The organism is Rhodanobacter sp. sgz306013, from assembly GCF_057031145.1.
In genome coordinates, this window is record NZ_JBXCIJ010000004.1 from 81,735 (window position 1) to 98,014 (window position 16,280).

At 69.8% G+C, this 16,280-nt stretch carries 11 protein-coding genes; 6 read left to right on the forward strand and 5 right to left on the reverse strand.

Going from position 1 to position 16,280, the window contains the following annotated elements:
• The first annotated feature begins 11 nt into the window (after positions 1-11).
• The 5 genes from AC2EWF_RS13470 to AC2EWF_RS13490 all read left to right on the forward strand — a co-directional run bounded on the left by AC2EWF_RS13470 (position 12) and on the right by AC2EWF_RS13490 (position 5,608).
• A complete protein-coding gene (locus tag AC2EWF_RS13470) occupies positions 12-1,283 on the forward strand; it encodes a D-alanyl-D-alanine carboxypeptidase family protein (RefSeq protein ID WP_483639898.1) in 1,272 nt (423 codons plus the stop codon).
• Positions 1,283-1,573: a DUF493 family protein gene (locus AC2EWF_RS13475; protein WP_483639899.1), complete on the forward strand. Its 291-nt coding sequence runs from the start codon at positions 1,283-1,285 to the stop codon at positions 1,571-1,573. The genes AC2EWF_RS13470 and AC2EWF_RS13475 overlap by 1 nt, the downstream gene beginning before the upstream one ends.
• A gap of 79 nt (positions 1,574-1,652) precedes the next feature.
• Positions 1,653-2,321 (forward strand): lipoyl(octanoyl) transferase LipB, encoded by a 669-nt coding sequence (gene lipB, locus AC2EWF_RS13480; RefSeq protein WP_483639900.1) that lies wholly within the window; start codon positions 1,653-1,655, stop codon positions 2,319-2,321.
• Positions 2,322-2,330: 9 nt separating this feature from the next.
• The gene (lipA, locus tag AC2EWF_RS13485; protein ID WP_483639901.1) at positions 2,331-3,341 is read left to right on the forward strand and encodes a lipoyl synthase; all 1,011 of its coding nucleotides are present in this window, start codon (positions 2,331-2,333) and stop codon (positions 3,339-3,341) included.
• A 14-nt stretch (positions 3,342-3,355) separates the two neighbouring features.
• Entirely contained in the window at positions 3,356-5,608 is a 2,253-nt protein-coding gene (locus tag AC2EWF_RS13490) for a carboxy terminal-processing peptidase (protein WP_483639902.1), read from the forward strand.
• Positions 5,609-5,748: 140 nt separating this feature from the next.
• Here the strand turns inward: AC2EWF_RS13490 and AC2EWF_RS13495 are convergent, their stop codons facing one another.
• Both AC2EWF_RS13495 and AC2EWF_RS13500 read right to left on the reverse strand, forming a co-directional pair.
• Positions 5,749-7,614, reverse strand: a complete 1,866-nt coding sequence (locus tag AC2EWF_RS13495) for a tetratricopeptide repeat-containing sulfotransferase family protein (protein WP_483639903.1) — start codon at positions 7,612-7,614, stop codon at positions 5,749-5,751.
• A gap of 456 nt (positions 7,615-8,070) precedes the next feature.
• Complete coding sequence (locus tag AC2EWF_RS13500) at positions 8,071-10,977, reverse strand: TonB-dependent receptor domain-containing protein (RefSeq protein ID WP_483639904.1); 2,907 nt, start codon at positions 10,975-10,977, stop codon at positions 8,071-8,073.
• A 546-nt stretch (positions 10,978-11,523) separates the two neighbouring features.
• Here AC2EWF_RS13500 and AC2EWF_RS13505 point away from each other — a divergent pair.
• Positions 11,524-12,132 (forward strand): DUF4126 domain-containing protein, encoded by a 609-nt coding sequence (locus tag AC2EWF_RS13505; RefSeq protein WP_483639905.1) that lies wholly within the window; start codon positions 11,524-11,526, stop codon positions 12,130-12,132.
• Positions 12,133-12,246: 114 nt separating this feature from the next.
• Here the strand turns inward: AC2EWF_RS13505 and AC2EWF_RS13510 are convergent, their stop codons facing one another.
• The 3 genes from AC2EWF_RS13510 to AC2EWF_RS13520 form a co-directional block, all read right to left on the reverse strand.
• Positions 12,247-13,986: a M1 family metallopeptidase gene (locus tag AC2EWF_RS13510; protein ID WP_483639906.1), complete on the reverse strand. Its 1,740-nt coding sequence runs from the start codon at positions 13,984-13,986 to the stop codon at positions 12,247-12,249.
• Between the two features lie 139 nt (positions 13,987-14,125).
• Positions 14,126-15,508, reverse strand: coding sequence for a leucyl aminopeptidase family protein (locus AC2EWF_RS13515; RefSeq protein ID WP_483639907.1), 1,383 nt, complete (start codon positions 15,506-15,508; stop codon positions 14,126-14,128).
• Positions 15,509-15,581: 73 nt separating this feature from the next.
• Complete coding sequence (locus tag AC2EWF_RS13520; RefSeq protein ID WP_483639908.1) at positions 15,582-16,280, reverse strand: HAD family hydrolase; 699 nt, start codon at positions 16,278-16,280, stop codon at positions 15,582-15,584.

Here is a 16,280-nt window from a genome sequence, read left to right on the forward strand (position 1 = left end):
CCACGACCACGATGAGTTTTCTCCGCCGCATCCTGACCCCGCTCGCCGCCGCCGCCCTGGTGGCCGGCACCGCCTTTGCCCAGACCCCGCCCCACCCCGCGACGCCGCCGCATCCCGCGGCCGTGCCGCGCCCGGTGGTGCCGGCGATGCCGGTGCCGCCGCCGCCGGAGGTGGACGCGCAGAGCTGGGTGCTGATGGATTACGCCACCGGCCAGATCATCGCCTCGAAGAACCCCGACGAGCGCCGCGCCCCGGCGTCGCTGACCAAGGTGATGACCGACTACGTGATCTCCGCCGAGATCGCCAACGGCCGGATCCATCCCGACGACATGGTGACCATCAGCGAGCACGCCTGGCGCGCCGGCGGCGGTGGCACCGACGGCTCCACCAGCTTCCTCAAGCTCGGCAGCCAGGTGAAGCTGGAGGACCTGTTGAAAGGCATGATCGTGCAGTCCGGCAACGACGCCGCGATCGCTCTGGCCGAGCACGCGGCCGGTTCGGAGGACGCTTTCGCCAACCTGATGAACGCGTACGCGAAGCAGCTTGGCATGGTGAACACCCATTACTCCAACGCCTCCGGCTACCCGGTCGACGACCATTACTCCACCGCGCGCGACATCGCGATCCTCTCGCGTGCGCTGATCCACGACTTTCCCGAGGACTACGCGATCTCCAAGATCAAGGAGTTCGAGTGGAACGGCATCAAGCAGCAGAACCGCAACGCGCTGCTGTGGCGCGACCCCGCGGTGGACGGCATCAAGACCGGCCACACCGCCGCCGCCGGCTTCTGCCTCGATGCCTCCGCCAAGCGTGGCGACGAGCGCATGATCGCGGTGGTGATGGGCTCCAGCACCGACAAGGGCCGCGCCGACGCCGCGATGGCGCTGCTCAACTACGGCTTCCGCTTCTACGAGACGCACAAGCTGTACGACGCCGGCAAGCCGCTGGTGACCCCGCGCCTGTGGAAGGGCGCCGCGGACCAGTTGCCGATCGGCGTGGCCGATCCGGTGCTGGTGACGGTGAAGACCGGCCAGTACGACCAGCTCAAGGCCACCCTGGACATCCCCGCCACCTTGATCGCCCCGTTCAAGAAGGGCCAGCAGGTGGGCACGCTGCGCGTCACGCTGGACGGCCAGCCGATCCAGAGCGTGCCGCTGATCGCGCTGGACGACGCACCGCAGGGCGGCTTCTTCTCGCGGCTGTGGGATTCGATCCTGCTGTGGTTCCACGGCAGCAAGAAGGCCGACGCGCCCGCGCCGGCCGCGGCGCCGGGCGCGAAGTGATGCACGAGATCGACTTCAGCCAGGCGAAGCGGGAAGGCAAGGGCTTCCGCTTTCCCGGCGAGTTCGAGATCACCGCGGTGGGCTCGGCCAGCGCCGGCCTGCCCACCCGCGTGCCGCAGCTGCTGGAACGCGCCGGCCTGCACGTGCTGCACGAGACGGTGCGCCACCGCCATTCCGGCGGCGGCAACTACGTCTCGGTCACGGTCAGCTTCCGCTGCGACAGCCGCGAGCAGTACGACGGCGCGCACGCCGCGTTGCGGGCCGATCCGGATATCCGCTACACGCTGTGAGCGGACTTGGTGCGGCCGGCCTTGGCTTGTCGACTTTCGGCCGCATTTCCCGTCCATCCCCCGTTTGCCAGACCCCGCCATGTCCCTGCCGCTCAAGATCCGCCGCCTCGGCCGCCAGCCCTACGCGGCCACGTGGAAGGCGATGGGCGCGTTCACCGACAACCGTACCGCCGACACCGTGGACGAGTTCTGGCTGCTGGAGCACGACCCGGTGTTCACCCTTGGCCAGGCCGGCAAGATGGAGCATGTGCTGGCGCCGGGCGACATTCCGGTGATCCCGGTGGACCGCGGCGGCCAGGTGACCTACCACGGCCCCGGCCAGATCGTGGGCTACCCCTTGATCGACCTGCGCCGCGCCGGGGTGGGCGTGCGCGAGCTGGTGCAGCGGATCGAGCAGGCCATCATCGATACGCTGGCGCACTGGAACATCGTCGCCGGGCGCCGGGAAGGCGCGCCGGGCGTCTACGTGGCCGAGGCCAAGGTGGCCGCGCTGGGGCTGCGCGTGCGGCGCGGCTGCAGCTTCCACGGCCTGGCCTTCAACGTGAACATGAACCTTGAGCCCTTCCACCGGATCAACCCTTGCGGTTACAAGGGTTTGGCGGTGACCCAGGTGCTAGACTTGGGCGGTCCGTCACGGCTGGCGGACGTGGAAGAGGTGCTGGTGCAGGAGTTCTGCCGCCAGTTCGGTTTCCGCGCCGAGCCGGCCGCCCCCATGATCCCCGAACTGCCCGCGCGCGTTGCGGTCTGAGCCGAGTAGATGAGTGACGTCTCCGCTTCCCCGAACAAGTCCATCCCGATCAGCGTGGTCAGCGGTGCGCCCGCGGTCGACAAGCAGCTGGGCAACGACAAGATCGCGCTGAACCGCGCCGGTTTCGACACCGCGGTGCCGGTACTGCGCAAGCCGAGCTGGATCCGCGTGCGCCTGCCGCAGGGCAACGCCGTGCAGCAGCTCAAGGCGCGCCTGCGCGAGAACGCGCTGGTGACGGTGTGCGAGGAAGCCAGCTGCCCGAACATCCACGAGTGCTTCAGCAAGGGCACCGCCACCTTCATGATCCTCGGCGAGGTGTGCACGCGGCGCTGCTCGTTCTGCGACGTGGCGCATGGCCGCCCGCAGCCGCCCGATCCGCTGGAGCCGGCGCGCCTTGCCGAGACCATCCGCGACATGCGCCTGCGCTACGTGGTGATCACCTCGGTCGACCGCGACGACCTGCGCGACGGCGGCGCCGAGCACTTCGCAAGCTGCATCCGCGCGGTGCGCCACGCCAGCCCGGACATCCGCATCGAGATCCTCACGCCCGACTTCCGCGGCAAGGGCCGCATGGAGCGCGCGCTGGAAGTGCTGAAGGACTTCCCGCCGGACGTGTTCAACCACAACCTGGAAACCGTGCCGCACCTCTATCGCGAGGTGCGCCCGGGCGCCGACTACCAGTGGTCGCTGGACCTGCTGAAGCGCTTCAAGGCGCAGCACCCCGACGTGCCGACCAAGTCCGGCATCATGCTGGGCCTGGGCGAGACGCGCGAACAGGTGATCGAGACCCTGCGCGACCTGCGCACATACGACGTCGAGATGATCACCATCGGCCAGTACCTGCAGCCCACGCCGCACCACCACCCGGTGGTGCGCTACTGGACGCCCGAAGAATTCGACGACCTGCGCAAGGAGGGCGAGGCGATGGGTTTCCATCACGTCGCGTCCGGCCCGCTGGTGCGTTCCTCCTACCACGCCGACCTGCAGGCCCACGCGGCCGGCGTCGCCCAACTCGCCTGAGAGCAGCCATCCCCATGACCTTCCGCCCCGCGTTGGCCCTGCTGCTGGCCCTGACCGTCACCTGCACCTATGCGCAATCGGCCGCCGACCTCGGTGCCGGCGGCAACCGCAAGGCCGCGGTGTGGCCGCTCAAGCCCACCGCCACCCAGGCGCAGGCGGCGCAGCTGTCGGCCCGCTTCCTCACCCGCTTCCACTACGACGCGCAGCCGCTCGACGACGCGATGTCGGCGAAGATCTACAAGGACTACTTCAAGCTGATCGATGGCGACAAGGTGTTCTTCACCCAGCAGGACATGGACCGGTTCGCGCCGCTCAAGACCAAGCTGGACGACGCGATCTGGAACCAGGACCTCGACGCGCCGTTCGACATCTACAACAAGTTCCTCGAGCGCGCGGTGCAGCGCATGACCTATGCGCGCAGCCTGCTCAAGGGCGGCTTCGACTTCAACGGCCACGAGAGCTACGACTACGACCGCAAGAACGCCAGCTGGGCGAAGGACGATGCCGCGCTGGACGCGCTGTGGCGCAAGCGCACCATGAACGACTGGCTGCGGCTCAAGCTCGCCGGCAAGAGCGACGACGAGATCCGCAAGACCCTGACCAAGCGCTACACCAACTACATCGAGCGCCTGAAGCAGCTGGACGGCGAGGACGCGTTCCAGACCTTCATGACCGCGTACGCCGAGACCACCGACCCGCATACCGACTACCTCAGCCCGCGCCAGGCGGAGAACTTCGCGATCCAGATGAAGCTCTCGCTGGAAGGCATCGGCGCCCAGCTGCAGGCGCGCGACGACTACACCATGATCTTCTCGCTGGTGCCCGGCGGCCCGGCGGAGAAGTCCGGCAAGCTCAAGCCCGGCGACCGCATCGTGGGCGTGGGGCAGGGCGACAGCGGCCCGATCACCGACGTGATCGGCTGGCGCCTCGACGACGTGGTGAACCTGATCCGCGGCAAGAAGGACACCACCGTGCGGCTGGAGATCCTGCCCGCCGACGCCGGCCCGGACGGCAAGCACGAGCTGATCAGCCTGGTGCGCAAGAAGGTCAACATCGAGGAAAGCGCGGCCAAGAAGAAGATCATCGACATCAAGGACGGCGACGTCGTGCGCAAGATCGGCGTGATCGACCTGCCCAGCTTCTACTCCGACTTCGGCGCGCGCAGCGAAGGCGACAAGGACTACCGCAGCGCCACCCGCGACGTGGCCAAGCTGCTGGTCGAGCTGAAGGCGGCCGGCGTGCAGGGCGTGATCGTCGACCTGCGCAACAACGGCGGCGGCTCGCTGGCCGAGGCCGACTCCATGACCGGCCTGTTCACCGGCAAGGGCCCGGTGGTGCAGGTGCGCGACGCGCGCGGCCAGGTCGACGTGCAGGGTGCGGACAACGCCGACCCGGTGTGGAACGGCCCGCTGGCGGTGCTGGTGAACCGCGGCACCGCCTCGGCCTCGGAGATCTTCTCCGCGGCGATCCAGGACTACGGCCGCGGCCTGATCATCGGCACGCCCACCTTCGGCAAGGGCACGGTGCAGACCCTGATCGACCTCGACCGCTTCAGCCAGAACACCGACGGCAAGCCGCAGTACGGCGAGCTGAAGATGACCGTGCAGGAGTTCTTCCGCATCAACGGCGGCTCCACCCAGATCAAGGGCGTGACGCCGGACATCGGCTTCCCGCACAACGGCGACGCCAAGGATTTCGGCGAATCCACCTACGACAACGCCTTGCCGTGGACGCACATCGCGCCCGCCGACTACAAGCCGGAAGGCGACCTGAAGGGCTACCTGCCGCAGCTGGAGAGCCTGCACGACGCGCGCGCGGCGAAGTCGCCGTCGTGGAAACTGATGCTGGACGAACTGGCGCAGTACAAGGCGATGCGCGCCAAGACCTCGGTGTCGCTGAACTTCGCCCAGCGCGAGGCCGAGCGCAAGCAGCAGGACGCGATCCAGGCCAGTTTCCGCGCGCGCCAGAAGGCGATCGACGGCAGTGATGCCTACCTCAAGGACCAGGACAGCACGCTCGACGACGGCCTCGACCCCGGCGAGCGCAGCCTGAAGAGCGAGCTCAAGCAGGAGCAGGACGCCAAGAAGGCGCCCGACGCCCAGCTGCGCGAGGCCGCGCACATCGTGGCCGACGAGGTGGGCATGCTCACGACCAACCCGAAACTGGCCGCCGACATCCTGCCGCCCGGCAGCAACTACCTCGCCACCGTGCTGGCGGGCACGGACAAGCCCGCCGCCGCGGCTTCCGCCGCCGCCGCGACGCACTGACGCGTCCATCGCCGGTCGACGCAAGGGGCGCCTCGGCGCCCCTTGTCGTTTGACTTTCACGATCGGGGGCGATCGCACGAATGAGGAGTGCGGCCATGGAGGGCCGCCCATTTGACTTTCGCGATCAGGGACGATCGGATTCAGAGCGTATAGCCGAGCCGTTCGATCATCGGCTGCAGCAGCGGCAGCACCGGTTCGAAGTGCTCGCGATAGGCCTGCCAGCGACCGATCGCACGGGCGTGGATGCCGCCGGTGACCTGGGCGTAGCTGGGCGTGCTGATGAAGGCCTTGGCGCGCGCATGTTCGGCGAAGCGCGCCATCGGCGCGGGATCGGCGACGCCGAGGAAGCGCCCCAGTCGCGCCAGGTGGCCGTCGAAGTCGCCCACCACGGCCTCGTAGCGCCATTCCAGCAGCTGCGGCGCGAACGCCTCCGCATGGCGCTGCCATTGCCCGAAGGCCTGCACATAACCACGGGCAAGGCGCTGCAGCGACGAGCACAGCACCATGAAGGCCGGCGAGCGGAACGGCTGCATCGCGCAGCTCAGCAGCACATCGCAGGGATGGCGCAGGCACAGGATGATGCGCGCCTGCGGGAACAGCCGCATGATCATCGGCAGGCACAGCATGTTGAGCGGATTCTTGTCCACCAGCCGGCACGTGCCCGCGTCCGGCAGGACGCGCGCGACCATGCGGCCGTACAGCGCGCGCAACTGGTCCGCCTCCGCCGCGGAGAGCGTGGCGAGATCCACGGGGTAGCGCTGGCCGGCCAGCTCCATGCGCTCGGTGAGTTCGTGGATGAAGGCGCGCTCGTCCATCGAGCGGAACGCCGGATGGGCGTCCAGCATCTGTTCCAGCAGCGTGGTGCCCGAGCGGGGGAAGCCGACCACGAAGACCGGGCTGTGCGCGGTATCCGGCGCGGGCAGGGGCGACCAGCGCGCGACCTCGGCGGTGGTGAGCTCGTGGCGCAGCAGTTGCAGCGGTTCGCTGTCCGGCGCGAGCAGCTGCGGCACGATCTCGCGGGCGATGTTCAGCTGCGCCGCGTGCGCGGTTTCCAGCGCCTGCCAGGCTGCCTGCCGCTCGCCCAGCCTGTCGCAGGCCGACGCCAGTCCGAAGCCGGCGCTGGCGCGCGTTTCGTCGTCGCCGGCCGCGGCGAGCAGGCGCCGGTACAGTGCGGACGCCCCCGCGTGGTCGCCGGCGCGCATGGCCAGCGCGGCATGGGCCTTCCAGCCGTCGATGCGCGCCGCGGTCGCCTCGGGCGGCAGTGCGTCCAGCACGGACAGCGGGAACGGCCGCAGGGCGTCGCGTGCCGCGTCGAGCCGGTTGCCGCGTTCGTACAGCAGCGCGCGCTGCGCCGCGATGCGCAGCCGCATCACGGTTGCGGCTGCGGGCTCCGCCGGCAGCCGCGCCTGCTCCAGCGTGCGCCAGGCCGCGTCCGGCCAGCCCAGCACGGCCAGCATCGAAGCCAGCAACAGCGCCTGTTCGGCCGGCTGCGGCGGCCAGTCGGCGGCGCCTTCCAGCATCGCTTCCTGCCCGCGGTTGTCGCCGCAGACGTAGCAGGCGTGCGCGGCCTGCAGCCGGGCCTCGACGAAGCCCGGCGCGAGCCGTACCGCCTCCAGCAGGCTGTCCCGCGCCTGCGGCCAGCACCGCTGCTGCAACTGGAGCAGGCCAAGGTTGTAATGCACCTCGGCGTCGTGCGGGGCCAGCGCCGCGGCGCGTTCCAGCGCGCGGGCGGATGCCGCGGCATCGCCGGCCTCGCGCCGCGCCACGCCCAGATTGTTCCAGTAGGCGGAGACCCCGGGGCACAGCCGGGTGAGGTGCTCGAAGGTGGCCGCCGCCGCGGCATGCCGCCCGACGGCCTGTTGCGCCACGCCGAGCAGCAGCAGCACGTGCTCGCCCTCCGCGCCGGCGTCGGCGGCCTGCGCGGCCAGCGAGATCACGCGCTCCATGTCGCCGGCCTCGCAGGCGCGGGCCATGGCATGGGCGAAGTCGATGGTCGGGGTGGGCATGCCGGCTCGGCGTGTCGTGTGCTATCCGGATTATGCCCAAGAGCCCGTTTACGATCTCCGCATGGCCCGCGTTGCCTTGCCGTGGCGGTCAGGTGGTGGCGCGTGGCGCAGCGCTTGCCTGGCTGGCAGGTCAAGCCGCGAGCTGCCGCATGGCGGCCACGGCAAGGCAACCCGAAGGGCCGGGCCTGTCTGCCCGCATCCCTGCGTCATCACGCAGTCGTGGACGGACGTCCACTCCTCGCTCCTCCACGCGGAAAGAGCACATGGATGTGCTTGGCTTTAGGGAGCGAGGAAGGCCGAGTCCATCCATGGACTCTCCCCGCGCGCCTTCATTCTCCCTTGACCTGCGCGCAAACGGCGCCCGGCGCGGGTCATACGGAGATCGCAAACAGGCTCGAAGGGCCGCGAGTGCATCTCGCGGCCCTTCGCCATACTGCGGCAACGATGCGGCTGCGGTCAGAACTTCACCGTGGCGCGGGCCCAGTAGTAGCGGCCCAGGGTGTCGTAGGTGGCCGTGTCCACGTTGTAGTTCGCGCCGTTCTGGTAGACCAGCGGCGGAATCTTGTTGTTGAGGTTGTCCACGCCGATGTCGAAGCGGGTATGGATCGCCGGCACGGCATAGCCGAGCTGGATCGAGTGGTACACCGTGCCGCCCATCGGCGCGTTGGCGCCGGTGGTGAAGTCCGCGTTGAGGTCGGTGAGCCGGTGGATGTAGCGGGTCTGCCACTGGGCGCTCCAGTGGCCCATGCTCCAGTTGAGCGTCGCGGTGCCGCGCCAGCGCGCGATGTTGCCGAACTGCTGGGTGTAGGTGCCGGCGTAGTTGATGGTCCGGGCACCGGGCTGGCCGGGGGTGGCGTCGTTCTTGTAGGTCGAGGTGTAGCTGGTGTTGAGCCCCACCTTGAAGTTGCCGGGGTCCACGCTGCCGAGGTTGAAGTGCGGGATCTGGTAGCCAACCGTGAAATCCACGCCACTGGTGCTCAGGTTGCCCAGGTTGACCACCGGGGTGTTGATGTAGAACACCGCGCCGGCCAGCTTGCTGGTGTTGTCGTAGCGGTGGATGTAGGAGCAGTACGGACTGCCGTTGTTGGCGAAGCAGGAGTTCGCCACGGTCTGCGCCGTGATCGGCGTCAGCATGTCGGTCAGGTAGATGTGCCAGAAGTCCAGGCTGCTGGACAGGCCGGGCAGCGCCGAGGGGCTGTAGACGAAGCCGATGTCGACCGACTTGCCGTGCTCCGGCCTCAGCGAGCTGCCGGCGGGCACCGCGCCCGAGTAGTACGACGTGACCTGCGCGATCGGGTTGCCGCCCCAGCCCGGCGGCACGTACTGGCAGGCGTTGGCGTGCTGCGCCAGTTGCGCGCCGGTGAGGCCGATGCAGGGGTCGGACAGCACCGGGCCGCCGATCGTGTAGCCGTCATACAGCTCGTCGAGGTTCGGCGCGCGGAACACCTGGGATAGCGTGCCGCGCACCAGCAGGTCGGCGATCGGGCGCCATTCGACGGCGATCTTCTTGTTGGTGGTGGTGCCGGTGGTGCTGTAGTCGGAACTGCGGATGCCCAGGTCGAGGTTGAGCGAGTAGGCGCCGGGCGCGTTGCTCAGCAGCGGGATCAGCGTCTCGGCGTAGAGCTCCTTCACGTTGTAGCTGCCGCGGCCGGGCGAGCCGCACGCTTCCTGCAGGATCTGGCAGTTGCCGGTGGCGATGTCGAGGATCGCGTCGCTGGTCACGTCGTAGTTCATCGTCTGCTTGCGGTACAGGCCGCCCACCGAGAGCTGCATGGTGCCGGCCGGCAGGTCCCACAGGTCGCCGGAGGCGTCCAGCTGCAGCTGGCGCATGCTGTTGGTCATCGTGTAGACCGGCGTGTCGACGCCGGATTTCAGCGCGGAGGTCACCGACGGATCGGCCTGGTTGAAGATGTTGACGCCGCTGTCGATCGCGGCCTGGAACGCGGCGATGTTGACCTCGTTGTAGTCGCGCTGGATGCGGTTGGAATGGCCGTAGTCGACCATCGCATCCCAGATCCAGCTGCTCTGCCCGAACGTGCCGCGCAGGCCGGTCATGATCTGCGCGTTGGTGGTGGTGAAGGTGTGCAGGCGGGTGCCCAGGCCGGTGAGCCGCGTGTTGAACGCGTAGCCGCTGTTGGGATCGCCGGGGATTCCGTTCGCGCTGAAGGTGACGCCGAACGGGTTGATCGGGTTGCTCGACAGCACGTGCCAGCCGTCGCCGACGCCGGTGGGCGCGGGCGCGTCCTGGCCGCTGGACACGGTGCGGTTGTAGAACATGTCCGCGAAGAACTTCAGGTTGTCGGCCAGCTGGTAGTTGCCGAGCACGAAGCCGTCGGTGCGCTCCTGTTCGGTCTGGATGTAGTTGTAGGCGTTGTAGTTGTAGGTGTCGCCGGCGCCGCCGTAGCAGCGGTAGTCGCCCAGGGCGCTGCCGTTGCCCTGCTGCAGGGTGAGGTAGGCGGTGCCGTTGGGCTTCAGCGCGCAGCCGTACTGGTTGGCGATCGACGCGGGTACCTGGATGCGCCCGGTCGGGATGGTGCCGGAGCCGGCCGCGGTGACCACGCCGCTGGACAGGTAGAGCTGGTGCGCCGAGAAGCTGCGCTTGGTCGCCAGTACCGAGTCGTACTTGTTGTAGTTCAGGCCGGCGACGATGTCGCCCTTCTCGCCGCTGTCGCCCACGGTGAAGTTGAAGCCGCGGCGCTGCCCGTCGCCATGGCTGGAGATGCCGTCGTTGAGGCTGAACTCGGCACCCTTGTAATCCTTGCGCAGGATGAAGTTGACCACGCCGCCGATGGCGTCAGAGCCGTACACAGTGGACGCGCCCTCGGCCAGCACGTCGACCCGCTCGATCATGTTCTGCGGGATCATGTTGATGTCCTGGTTGGCCATGCGCTGGCCGTCGATCAGCACCAGGGTGCGGGTGATGCCGAGGCCGCGCAGCGAGACGCGCGCGGCGCCGTCGCCGCCTTCCAGCAGCGGGCTGGCGCCGCCGCCGCCGTTGCTGTTGTTCTGGGTGTTGGTGGCGTTGCCGGAGATGCTGGGCAACTGCTGCAGCACGTCGCCCAGGGTCGGCTTGCCGGAGTTGTCGATGCTGCTGCGGTCGATCGTCACCACCGGGCTGGAGGTCTCGGCGTCCACGCGCCGGATCAGCGAACCGGTGACGACCATGCCCTGCAGGGTCTTCGCCTTGCTCTTGGACGGCGCCTGCGTGGTGGGCGGCTGGGTGCCGGACTGCTGCTGCGCGCCGGAAGGCGGGTTGCCGGCGTTCGTCGTGTCCTGGGCCTGGAGCGTGCCAGCCACGGCGAGGGCGCCGACGGTCAGGGCCAGCCGTACGGCCAGCGACAAGCGGTTCATGTCATGTTTCATGCGCTTTCCCCGATGAGTTGCTGCAATGGGCCGCCTGCTTTTGCGGCAGGCGGAATCGTCCGCGTGAATGCGGCGCACGCCGGGGCGCGCACCGGGCGCGGCGGGAACGTGGAGCGGCGTGAGTTATTGCGTGCCCGGGGGCGCCGGCGGGTGCCAGGGGGCGGATCGCGCGGGGGGTGGAGCGGGGTGGTCGAGTTGCGAGGCGTGCTGCATGGCTGAGCTCCCCGAAGTGCAGACCTGACGACGGCGGACAAGCTGCGGCGATGGCGCCATCCCGGCGCGGGCGCCGGGTGGCGTCGCCGCATCGCCCTCCCCCGAGGCATGCGGCATCGCCCAAAGTCCGTCTCCCGTGAAGCGAAACAAGGCGAGACAGAGGCCCGTGCTCCCCGCCGTGACGGCGATCATCCGGATCCCGCAAGTGACGGCGCGGGGACGCGAGCCGGATTCAGCCTAGCATGATCTTGCGGGCCGACGGGGGCTTGACCGCGTCACGGCGTCGCGCAAGCGTGGCGTCTTCGCGGTTGCGCCGGTCGCGGGAGCGTCGCCATGGATCCGTTGTCGAACCTCGCGCTGGCCGGGGGGCTGGCCTGGGCCAGCGGTTTCCGCCTGTACGCCACGGTATTCGTGGCCGGCCTGCTGGGGCGGCTGGGCTGGGTGCAGCTGCCGCCCGGCCTGGCCACGCTCACGGATACCTGGGTGCTGGTGGTGTCGGGCGTGCTGGCGCTGGGCGAGTTCCTCGCCGACAAGGTGCCCGCCTTCGACAGCGTGTGGGACGCGCTGAACACCTTCGTGCGCATCCCGGTGGGCATGCTGCTGGCGTGGGGCGTGTTCCGCGGATCGGGCGCGGGCGCGCAGGTGGCGGCGGCCCTGCTCGGCGGCGCGCTCACCGCGGGCACGCACCTGGCGAAGGGCGGCGGCCGCGCGCTGATCAACACCTCGCCCGAACCCGTCAGCAACTGGACCGCCAGCGTGGGCGAGGATCTCACCTGGCTGGGCGGCCTCTGGCTGATGTGGAGGCACCCGCTGGCGCTGCTGGTGCTGCTGGCGCTGTTCGTGCTCTTTCTGTGCTGGCTGTTGCCGAAGCTGGCGCGCGGCCTGCGCGCGCTGCGGCAGCGGCTGCGCCGGATCGGCGGCGGCCTGCCCGGCGCCGATTGACGGCCGTCGCAACCGGCGATCATTTGTCGCAGGAGCGCACCCTGTGCGCGAATGCCTTGGCTTCGATCAAGCACCGAGGCATTCGCGCACAGGGTGCGCTCCTGCAGTCGCCGGCTACGGCTTTGCGGCCTTACGCTCCGCGCGCTGCTGCTTCATCCACTGCTGGAATGCGGTGATGCGCGGCTCGTCGCGCAGCAGCACGGAGCGCGGGTCGATCGTCACCAGCGCGCCGGCCGGCGCCGCGAGGCTGCCGTGGCCATCGGCCATCGGCACGGTGTGCACGGCGTCGCCCACCCGCACCTCCACCGGCATCGGGAACGGCAGGTTGCCCGGCACCTGCCAGGCGAGGTCCAGGGTGTCGCCGTGGCGCTGCACGTCGAGCTTCGGCAGCGCGGCCTGGTACAGGTAGACCTTGAAGAACCAGTCGTAGTCCTTGCCGGTCACCCGGTCCACGATGCGCATGAAGTCGGCGGTGGTGCGGTATTGCAGCTGGAAGTTGCCGGGCTTCGGATCGGGGCGGCCGTAGACCAGCTCGCGGATGCTGTCGTAGAAGGCTTTGTCGCCGATCAGGTGATGCAGCGTCTGCAGCATCAGCGCGCCCTTGTTGTAGATGTCCTGGCCGGGGCCGCCGCGGCTGTCGTCGTAGACCGCCTCCTCGGTGCGCGGCGTGCCGGATACCACCGGGTGCCGGTTCTCGATCATCAGGCGCAGCCGGTGCAGCCAGGCGTAGTAGTCGGCGTCGCCGTCGAGCCAGCGCGCGTACAGCGGCTGCATCAGCGTGGCGAAACCCTCGTGCAGCCACATGTCGTCCCAGTTCGCGTTGGTCATCTGGTTGCCGAACCACTCGTGCGCGAACTCGTGCTGCAGCAGCCAGTCGAAGCCGCTGCCGTCCTTCGCGTAGTGGTTGCCGTAGGCGTTGATGGTCTGGTGCTCCATGCCCTTGTACGGGGTTTCCACCACGCCCATCTTCTCGTCGCCCCAGGGGTAGGGGCCGATCTTTGCCTCGAAGAATTCCAGCAGCTGCGGGAACTCGGCGAACAGCGCCTTCGCCTGTGCTTCCTCGCCCGGCAGATACCAGTAATGCAGCGGGATCGTGTTGCCGAAGCGGCTGTGGTACTCGCCCTTCAGCTCCTCATACGGCCCCACGTTGATCGAGATCGCATAGGTGGTCGGGTGCTTGGTGCGCCAGTGGTAGGTGCGCATATCGCCCTGTTCGGTCACGCCGACCAGTACGCCGTTGCCCGGGGCCACCAGCGGCCTGGGCACCGTGACGTAGAGGTCGACCAGGTCCGGCTTGCCGTCGGGCTGGTCGATGCAGGGCCAGAACAGGTCGCAGCCTTCGCCTTCCACCGCGCTGCCCACCCAGGGCTGGCCAGTCTTGGTGTGGCTCCACACGAAGCCGCCGTCCCAGGGCGCCTTCTTCGCCACGTGCGGCTTGCCGCCGTAGGCGATGGTGGCGCTGAGCCTGCCGCCCTTGGCCACGGCCTGCGGCAACTGGATGCGCAGGCGGCCATCGGGGTTGCTCCACGCGCCCCTGGCAAGCGCCTTGCCGTCGATGCTGACCGCGCTGACCGGCAGGTTGCGGTCCAGGTCCACCAGCAGCACCTCGGTGGGCGCCAGCGCGGTGAAGGTGAGCGTGGCGCTGGCGTCGATGCTTTGCGTGGCGGGCTTCACCGCGATGTGCAGTTCGGCGTGGTCGAAGTGCACGCGCTTCTGCTCGGCCGGCATCGGCGTGCCGGAATCCTTGGTCAGCGCCGTCAGCGGCGGCTGGCCGGGCGTGGCGGACTGGGCCAGGGTCGGACCGGCGATACCGAGGCCGACGGCGAGGCCGAGCGCGAGCAGGGTGGGGCGCATGGAGCTTTTCTCCGCAGGAAAGACCAGCTTCGCACCTTGCCACTTCGCGCGCCGCTGCGACATCGCCGGAAGTCATGCGTGCCCGCAGACGCCTGCAAGCGATCCCCTCTCCCTTCGGAAGAGGGGCCATCCATCGTGCTCAGCCCCTGCCGTAGCGCTGCTGCAGCAGCGCGAACACCGCGCGCAAGCCCATCGCCTCGCCGCCGCGCGGGCGGCCCGGGCGGTCGGCGTCGTTCCAGGCGTAGGTGTCCAGGTGCAGCCAGGGCAGGCCTTCGGGCACGAAGCGTTCCAGGTACAGCGCGGCGGTGATCGCGCCGGCGTGGCGCGAGGCACCGGCATTGGCGAAGTCGGCGAGGTAGGAGTCGAGCAGCTTGCGGTAGGGGCGCCACAGCGGCAGCCGCCACAGCGGGTCGGCCACCGCCTTGCCTGCGGCCAGCGCGGCATCGGCCAGCGCATCGTCGTTGCCGAACAGCGCGGGCAGGTCGGGGCCCAGCGCCACGCGGGCGGCGCCGGTGAGCGTGGCGAAGTCGATCATCAGCTCGGGCTGCTGCTCGGCGCCGTAGGCCAATGCGTCGCATAGCACCAGCCGGCCTTCGGCGTCGGTGTTGTCGATCTCCACGCTGTGGCCGGCGCGGGTGACGACGACTTCGCCGGGGCGCAGCGCGTTGCCGCTCACCGCGTTCTCCACCGCCGGCACCAGCAAGGTGAGCCGCACCGGCAGCTGCGCCTGCATCACCAGGTCGGCCAGCGCGATCGCGTGCGCGGCGCCGCCCATGTCCTTCTTCATCCAGCGCATGCCGTCGGAGGGCTTCAGGTCGAGGCCGCCGGTGTCGAAGCACACGCCCTTGCCCACCAGCACCAGCTTCGGGTGCGCGGCCTTGCCCCAGGTGAGTTCGATCAGCCGCGGCTCGCGATGGCTGGCGCGGCCCACCGCGTGGATGGTGGGGAAGTTCGCCTTCAGCAGTTCCTTGCCGACCCAGTCGCGCACCTTCGCCTTGTGCGCCTTGCCGAGGTGGCGGATCGCATCGCCCAGTTGCTCGGGGCCCATGTCCTCGGTTGGCGTGTTGACCAGGTCGCGCACCAGCGCGGTGGCCTCGACCAGCGGCTGCACGGCGGCGAGCGTGGCGGTGTCCAGCGCCAGCGCGGCCGGCGCGCGCTTCGCCTTGCGGTAGCGGGTGAACTGGTAGGCGCCCAGCGCCCAGCCCAGCGCGGCCTGGGCGGGATCGAGCGGCACGCCCTCGGCAGCGAGCTGGTAGGCGCCTTCGGGCAGGGTCATCGGCAAAGCGGCGAGCGCGGCCAGCGGATCGCCGGCGTCCACGCCCACCAGCACGCGGGCAGGCTTGCCGTGCGCATCGGCGAGCAGGATCGTGCTGCCCGGCCTGGCGTCGAAGCCGTTGCTGTCCAGCCAGCGGCGCTGCGCGGCATCCAGCCGCTTCCTCGCGGCGGGCAGGCGGCGGGCATCGACCGCCTCGACGGTGACGAGGTGGCGGGGGGCGGACGAACGGTCGAGCAGGGCGGACATGGCTTTCCTTCGGCGTGCGGACGTGTCGCGCGGGGCGCGCAAACACCAATGATGCGCCGCTGCGGCCGCGGGGTCACGCCGCCGCGTGCGTTTCCAGCCAGTCGGCAAGCTCGCCGAGGTCGCGCATTTCCAGCGCGGGCGCGGGACCCAGCGCGGCTGGCCACGCATCGCCGTGGCGATTGATCCAGGCCACGCGCAGGCCGGCGCGGTGCGCGCCGATCACGTCCAGTTCGGGGTCGTCGCCCGCGTGCAGCACTTCCGCCGGCGGCACGCCGAACTGCGCCGCGGCGGCGAGGAAGATGCGCGGGTCGGGCTTGGCCGTGCCGACGTCGCGCGCGCAGACGTGGTGGGCGAAATGCGCCTGCACGCCGGTGCGGCCGAGGTCGGCGTTGCCGTTGGTGAGGCTGGCCAGCGGCCAGCGCGCGGCGAGGCGTGCCAGCGCGGGCAGGCTGTCGGGCCAGGGCTCCACCGCGTTGCGCGCCGCGAAATAGATCTCCCACAGCGTGTCCAGCGGCGCGTCGGCGACGCCGCAGGCGGCGAACGCCTGCTGCTGGGTGAGCCGGCGCTGGGTGGTGAAGTCGTGGGCCAGGTCGGGCCGCTCCGCCGCCACCCGGGCGCGCAGCCCGCGCATGGCCGGGATCGGCCAGGCGCGGGCCACCTCGGGCCAGTGCGCGCGCAGGTAGTCGTCCACTGCCCGGTCCGCCAGTTCCAGGGCCGGCAGCACCGGCCACAAGGTGTCGTCGAGATCGAGCGTGACGGCGCGGATCGGCAC